Annotated in this window: 6 protein-coding genes; 3 read left to right on the top strand and 3 right to left on the bottom strand. The window is 66.1% G+C overall.

The window, feature by feature from the left end; all coding sequences use genetic code 11:
* Positions 1-395 (top strand): zincin-like metallopeptidase domain-containing protein (locus OCL97_RS22355; RefSeq protein WP_377371899.1); only part of this gene is annotated, 395 nt, incomplete at its 5' end.
* A gap of 113 nt (positions 396-508) precedes the next feature.
* Positions 509-1,303 (top strand): RadC family protein, encoded by a 795-nt coding sequence (gene radC / locus OCL97_RS22350; protein WP_377371898.1) that lies wholly within the window; start codon positions 509-511, stop codon positions 1,301-1,303.
* A 48-nt stretch (positions 1,304-1,351) separates the two neighbouring features.
* On the opposite strand, the gene OCL97_RS22345 is transcribed toward radC, so the two are convergent.
* The 3 genes from OCL97_RS22345 to OCL97_RS22335 form a co-directional block, all read right to left on the bottom strand.
* Entirely contained in the window at positions 1,352-1,729 is a 378-nt protein-coding gene (locus tag OCL97_RS22345) for a DUF5615 family PIN-like protein (RefSeq protein ID WP_377371897.1), read from the bottom strand.
* Positions 1,726-2,382, bottom strand: coding sequence for a DUF433 domain-containing protein (locus OCL97_RS22340; protein WP_377371896.1), 657 nt, complete (start codon positions 2,380-2,382; stop codon positions 1,726-1,728). Before OCL97_RS22340 ends, OCL97_RS22345 begins: the two co-directional genes overlap by 4 nt.
* 111 nt (positions 2,383-2,493) lie before the next feature.
* On the bottom strand, positions 2,494-2,835 hold the full coding sequence (locus OCL97_RS22335; protein WP_377371895.1) for a helix-turn-helix transcriptional regulator: 342 nt from the start codon (positions 2,833-2,835) through the stop codon (positions 2,494-2,496).
* A 592-nt stretch (positions 2,836-3,427) separates the two neighbouring features.
* Between OCL97_RS22335 and OCL97_RS22330 the strand changes: the two genes are divergently transcribed.
* Complete coding sequence (locus OCL97_RS22330; RefSeq protein WP_377371894.1) at positions 3,428-4,360, top strand: DUF2493 domain-containing protein; 933 nt, start codon at positions 3,428-3,430, stop codon at positions 4,358-4,360.
* Positions 4,361-4,779 lie beyond the last annotated feature (419 nt).

The following is a 4,779-nucleotide window of genomic DNA, read 5'->3' as shown; positions in this document are numbered from 1 at the left end:
GGCGCGTGGCTGGAAGGCTGCGCGCCAACCGCTGGTCCCGGCCATGCGGCATAATCTGGACCCCGGCATTATGGACGTTATGCCGAGGTCGGCATAACACCCACTGGAGCGGCGCGGAGCATCGCCTGGGCCGCACCTTCGGCCAGCGGTTCGGCGACGCCGCCTATGCGTTCGAGGAGCTTGTCGCCGAAATCGGCAGTGCGGCGATCGGACTGCGGATCGGGCTAAGGCCGCAGATCCTCGACAGCCACGCGGCGTATCTCGGTCACTGGGTCAAGATTTTGAAGGACCGGCCCGGCGCCCTGCTGGAAGCCTCTGGGCACGCCCAACGGGCCGTCGATCACCTGCTCGCCTACAGCCAGCCGGCGCAGGCCAGCCAACCCCTGGCCGCGTAAGGGCGCCGGGCCTCTCCCCCGGTGTTGCGAGGGTTTGGCGGGGTCGGCGCCCGCCCTGCCCTGCCCGATGGGAAAGTCGGAGGAAGGGCGGGAGCTCGCGAGCGAACCGGGATTTGGTCCGGCGCTGGCTGCTTGAGGCTTCCATGCCCAGACCTTCCCATCGTAACGACGCCACACCTTCCCAGACCGCCGATCTGTTCGCCGCCGCGCCGGGCGTGGGCGAGATGACCGCTCGCTATGCCGGCTCGTCGCGCCCGGACGCCTCGGCCGATGTTCTTCGCGCAAGGGTCAGGGCTGGCGGCCTGGACCGCCTCAACGACGCCGAGACGCTCGAACTCCTGCTCTCACGATCGATGCCTTGCGGCGCCAAGGCCCACGCCGCCGCGCTTCTCGGCCGCTTCGGCTGCCTGAGGCGGGTCCTGGCGGCCGACATCGCATCCCTGTCGGCGATCGTCGACGCCGGCGTCGCGATCGACCTTCAGCTGATCTACGCCGCCACGCAGCGCCTCGCCTTGGCGGAGCTGCCGGCCCGCTTCGGCGTCTCCTCCTGGACCGCGCTGTTCAGCTACCTGAAGCTCACCATGGCGCACTGCGAGCGCGAGGCGTTTCGAGTTCTCTTCCTCGACAAGAAGAATCAGCTGATCGCCGACGAGGTGATGAACCAGGGCACGGTCGACCATGCGCCCGTCTATCCGCGGGAGGTGATGCGCCGCGCCTTAGAACTGTCGGCCAGTGCGGTAATTTTGGTCCACAATCACCCAAGTGGCGATCAGACTCCCTCGTCGGCCGACATCGAGATGACCAAGAAAATCATCGACGCCGCGCGGACTCTGGGTATCGCGGTGCATGACCACGTCATTGTCGGGCGCGCCGAGGTCGCGAGCTTCAAGGCGCTGGGGTTGATCTAGGCGCCCTCGGCGCAGTCGGCGCGCCGGTCATGGATGCCCCCTCGGCGATTAGAGCGCGGGCCATTCATATCGATTGAAGATCACCTCATCGCCGTCGATGAGAACCTCCAGGGCTTCGTTGATCAATCCGTTGTCTGGCCCGATCTCTTCCATGGCCGCCAGGAACAGCACCCTCTGCTGGGTCGGCGGCGCCTGAGGCACCAATATCACCAGCCCGGCATGGATCGCCTGGGCCTGATAGAGGCGCCGGAAGTCGGCGGCGTTGTTGGTGACGAAGACGAAGTCGCCTTCAAGAATTCTAGGCATCAGGTCGTGGTCTTTGGTCGAGGCCAGACCCAGGAAGTTGACGTGATGCGCCTCATGGCCGGCGCCATGAGCGACGTCGGCCAGGGTTGGGTGCAAGCACTCGTCGATCAGGAATCTCAAGACCTGCTGGAGCCTGATGTTGGCGGCGCTTTCAAAGGATCAGACGGCAGGCGGCGTCGCGTTGTCGACTTCAACGTGAAGCCAAAGTCGGTCAGGCGCTTAGGCCGGCCACGGCGTGGGTGCGCGGCGGCCCAAAGCCGAGCCAGGCCGAGTTTGCGGTGATCAAGTTTGGAATGGCCCGCTATCAACTCATCGGGCGTTGCGCCGGCCTCTAGCATGGCGACCAGGCCATAGATGGGAATACGCGTGCCCTTGAACACGGGTTCACCAGCCAGCGTATCCTTGTCGATGTGGATGATTTGTTCCGCCTCGTCCAAGTCCCGCACTCGCTCAGCAACCTGGCGACGGGCTTCCCCGATATCGACCAGAAGCAGATCATCAGCATTGAGCCGCTTGGCGTCGGGCTTGGCGGCCACCTCTCGAAATAGTCCTTGCCGGCGCTCGACCGGCAATCGGCCGACAAGTCCGTGCTCCAGGCGCAGACACACGAGATGGGTGGGCGTCAGGTAGCGCCGGATCGTCCGCCGACCCGCCGCTGCCGGGCGAACGATGTCGACGATGTGTTTGTCGATGGCGTTGTTGACCGCCTTCAGCGCCAAGCCGCTGACCGCGGCAGCCTCCGCTGGCGTGTAGAGGCGAGTTGGATCAGACATAATGTATCTCCACGCAGAGAATAATAATCACGCGGTGGCAAAATGGCAACAAGAGGCCGCTGGCGCAGCATCCGAACGGCCCGGCCGCCGCAACCCCCCCAGTCATTGGCCCTAGAAGTCGTTGTCCAAGGCTTCGCCGCGCCGGGCGCGGACGCGGGCTTTTGAGCGTGAGAGGATCAGTCCTTCCTGGTCGCGAGCTGGGTCGGCCAGGCTGTGCATGTCGGCGAGAAGGTCGAAGGCCCAAAGCAGGGCGGCATAGATCGCGACACTGGTTGTTGGCTTGCCACGTTCGGCGTCCGACACGGCGCGGCGACCCGCTCCAATCTTTTGAGCGACCTCCTCGATGGTCAGGTTTCGACGCAGGCGCGCTGTCCGCAAGTTCGCCCCGAGTTCTGTCAGGGCAAGTTCCACGGGATAGGGCGGTGCGAGGAGCAGCGTGTTGCGGGCGGGCATGGGCGTTCAAGAGCCAGTTATAAGGCTTACTGTGCGTCAGAGAGCAAACCACAATTCCGCAGAGCCTGCAAGGCGCGCGCTCTTGAACGCGCTTAAGGACGCTTAGAGATCCGTCAAGAGCACATTACGAGTGACGGATGCCGGCGCGGGCCTTTTGGTTGGCGGGCGCCGGATGTCGGCGAGGGGAGCCGGCGCGGCCGGCGTTGTGATGAGCCCGGTCGGCTTCAGCCTGTGCTGACGGCGGAGAGGCGCAGTGTTCTCGGTGTCGGCTGCCCCCCTTCAATCTTGGGGAGGCCGGCGCTTCGTTCGGCGAGGCCCGGGGGTTGGTGCGTCTGGGAGTGTGGCGGGATCATCGCAGGTCCTGGACCCCGATCCCACGGCGCCAGGGATGCGGGAGCGAGTGCAAGAGGCAGTGGATCCGTCCTGTCGATGAGGGCCCGAACCCCTCTGGCTTGTTGTGACCTCGCCACCGCCCGGCACCCACCACAAGGGACGCTGCGCTCAAAGCCCTTGTGGGGGACGCCGGCCGTCGGCGCGAGACGGTCAACGAGCCGATGGGCTCCGCACCCACTCCGAAAAGGGATTCCTCCCAATGCAACTTACAGCCTTCTCTCCCGTAACTGGCGCCATGAGCAGCTTCGAGGCCCAGGCCCTGCTGCTCGACGACCCCCGAGTCCACCCTGCAGAAGACGCTCTCCAACAGCTCGGCCACGCCCTGATGAACGAAGTGCTCGACGTCTTCTCCGAGACGGCCCTGGAGGATTTTCAGTCGACCATCTGCGAGTCCCTGATCGGCGCCTTCCATTCCGCCGCCCAGCGCATCGAGCGTGAAGCCGACAAGGCCCGGGATGATCTCAACCGCTTCGCCCGCGACTTCGACGGCTCCGAGATCGCCGACACCGAGATGCAGGCCGCCACCCAAAAGGCCCGCGCCGCCGATGTCGCCACCCTGGCCCTTGAGATGGTCCGAGACGCCGCGGCCGCCAGCTATACGACATCGACAGGCGACGTCTGGAGCCCCTGGAAAGGCACTTCGAGGGCCTCGCGCACCACGGCCGCCCAGATCGAGGCTCGTGAAGCCATCCGTTCCGCCAAGGCCCGCAAGCACTCCGCGACCGACCCCGGCGCGATCATCGTGGCCTTCCGGGCAGCTCCCCAGGCCGATACCGCCGACGATGCGAACCGGATCTTCGACGCCCTGAACTGGGCTCTCGTCCAATGGCCGCAGATGGCGCTGGCCACCACGGGCGCCAAGGGCGGTGAGAAGATCGCCATCAAGTGGGCCAAGCAGAAGAACGTGACGCTGGTGCTCGCCAAGGCCGATTTCGACCGACACGGCCGTGCGGCGCCGTTCCGGGCCAACGACGAACTGATCGCCCTCGAACCGGTGTGCGTGCTCACCCTGACGAACACACTCAATCCCGAGCGGGGCGCTGGACTGCAGCCTTTCGGACCGGCCCTCAATCTCGGCCAAAAGGCCGGCGAGAAGGGAATCCGTCACCAGGTGGTCAAGGCGCGGGCTTAGGCCCGCGTCGCGGCGGCCTTCGGGCCGCCGCACCCGCCTTCTGGCGGGTGAAAGGGTGGAGGTGCGCTCCGCTTCCGCTTCTTAGCTCCCTGTGGGGAAAATCCCTCTTGCCGGCGTCCCGCCTCGGGCCGCACCGCGGGGCGCTGTCGTACAGATCGCCAGGTGATGGGTCTCAGCGCCACCAATCGCCGATTTTGGCGAGCGCGTGCCTGTCGGTGCGGAGGCGGTGAGAACCGATGGGTTCAGGCGGCGGCCCGGCGCTGCGCCGGTCACCTGGAGGATCTTGCCATCGCCAGCGCCTGTGAGGGTTCCGCGAGGGCGCCCAGAGCGCTGAGGGCGTCAGGGGTCTGGCTGTGGTGATCCGCATGTCGGCGCCAGCACCAAGCCGTCAGTCGTCTCCCGGGTTGGGCGCTGCGGGG

The sequence above is a fragment of the Phenylobacterium ferrooxidans genome (genome assembly GCF_042714595.1).
Lineage (GTDB): Bacteria > Pseudomonadota > Alphaproteobacteria > Caulobacterales > Caulobacteraceae > Phenylobacterium > Phenylobacterium ferrooxidans.
The sequence above is the reverse complement of the archived record's forward strand: the minus strand, read 5'-3'. Positions and strand labels throughout refer to the sequence as shown.

Bases quoted from the DNA above. Each gene is read 5' to 3' on its own strand.
- OCL97_RS22335 (WP_377371895.1), bottom strand. From the start codon at position 2,835: ATGCCCGCCCGCAACACGCTGCTCCTCGCACCGCCCTATCCCGTGGAA.
- OCL97_RS22330 (WP_377371894.1), top strand. From the start codon at position 3,428: ATGCAACTTACAGCCTTCTCTCCCGTAACTGGCGCCATGAGCAGCTTC.
- OCL97_RS22340 (WP_377371896.1), bottom strand. From the start codon at position 2,382: ATGTCTGATCCAACTCGCCTCTACACGCCAGCGGAGGCTGCCGCGGTC.